Consider the following 1,399-nt stretch of genomic DNA (forward strand, 5'->3'; position numbering starts at 1 on the left):
GCGCCACGCGGCCCGGCCCCCGACGGCGCGTTCGCCGAGGCTCTGCGCCGGGCGGCGGAGGGGAAGGATCGCGGACGGCGATGAAGGCGGCGTGCGTCTCCTCTCCCAGGAGTCGATTTCGGGTACCTCGGGCGCGATCCGGACCCAGGCATAGGCTCTGAATCCCGTGATCGGGCTCTCGGCTGGACGGTGAGCGGTCATCGTGCCGTTCATGCCGAACCGAAGGCTCAGCCGGGACCGTTGTGGAAGGACGACCGACCGCTCATCCCCGGCATCCGGCACGTCGCGTAAAGACCTCCGGCTGTCGCTGGCCCGAGTGGTGAAGAGGATTCCAAGAGCTGCTTATCGTTGCGTATTCGGATTTGATTAACTTCGCGATCAAACAAGACAATCGGGTCAAGGCCGATATCGTTCGTGCGGCGTTGGTGGGCTGCATGAGCGTCAGAGACGATCATTTTCTTACGCTTCGCTTTTTAACGGAAGTGAAAATCTACGATGATTCACCAACTCGTCTATTATAGCCGTAACGTCGTGCAGGGTAACGACCGCGCAATGCTTACGAATCTGCGGGACATCGTTTCCGCTTCTCAGCGCAATAATAGCAGAGACGGGATCACCGGCTTCCTCATTTTCGACAAGACGTGGTTCATTCAGATTCTGGAGGGTGAGCAAGCCCAGGTGAGTGCCACCTATACTCGGATTGCACGCGACCCGCGCCACGCCACCGCAACCATCATGGATGCGCGCAATGTTCAGAGCCGCTCCTTCCCCAACTGGACCATGGGCGGCGCGATGCGAACGCCAGAGGTGGAAGAAGTCTACCTGCAGCACGGTATCGGAAGCGCGATCGAGCCGACACGCCTGAAGAGCGCCCACGTCATCAATCTCGCCCTCGATCTTCAGGCCTTCGATGCGGCCAAGCGTCAGGCGCAGCGTCTCGCCAGCTAGCCCCGGCACCCGAGGGTTCGCAGAGTGCACGGACGGCCATGGGTTTTGCTCGTCACCGTCTGGATAATCTGCAGAACCGGCCGTGACGGCCGTGACGGCCGTGACGGCCGAGACGGGATCGGCGGCTCAACACGCCGCCACGTTCACCGCGAGGCCGCCGAGCGAGGTCTCCTTGTATTTCGCCTGCATGTCGTGGCCGGTCTGGCGCATGGTCTCGATGACCTCGTCCAGGCTGACCCGGTGGATGCCGTCGCCGCGCAAAGCCAGGGAGGCGGCCACCACCGCCTTGTTGGCGCCGAAGGCGTTGCGCTCGATACAGGGGATCTGGACGAGGCCGCCGATCGGGTCGCAGGTCATGCCCAGATGGTGCTCCATGGCGATCTCGGCGGCGTTCTCGATCTGCAGGGTCGAGCCGCCGAGCAGCGCGGCCAGCCCCGCCGCCGCCATGGCC

2 protein-coding genes are annotated in these 1,399 nt (G+C 63.3%); one reads left to right on the forward strand and one right to left on the reverse strand.

Annotation, left to right across the window (positions count from 1 at the left end):
• The first annotated feature begins 495 nt into the window (after positions 1–495).
• Complete coding sequence (locus FV220_RS24950) at positions 496–948, forward strand: BLUF domain-containing protein (RefSeq protein ID WP_056143771.1); 453 nt, start codon at positions 496–498, stop codon at positions 946–948.
• Between the two features lie 126 nt (positions 949–1,074).
• Here the strand turns inward: FV220_RS24950 and FV220_RS24955 are convergent.
• On the reverse strand, positions 1,075–1,399 hold a 325-nt coding region (locus FV220_RS24955), incomplete at its 5' end, for an L-serine ammonia-lyase, iron-sulfur-dependent, subunit alpha (protein ID WP_187273536.1).

The organism is Methylobacterium sp. WL19 (assembly GCF_008040005.1).
In the GTDB taxonomy this organism is placed as follows: Bacteria; Pseudomonadota; Alphaproteobacteria; order Rhizobiales; family Beijerinckiaceae; genus Methylobacterium; species Methylobacterium bullatum.

Excerpts from the sequence above, each read along its gene's own strand:
- FV220_RS24950 (WP_056143771.1), top strand. The coding sequence starts at position 496 with ATGATTCACCAACTCGTCTATTATAGCCGTAACGTCGTGCAGGGTAAC.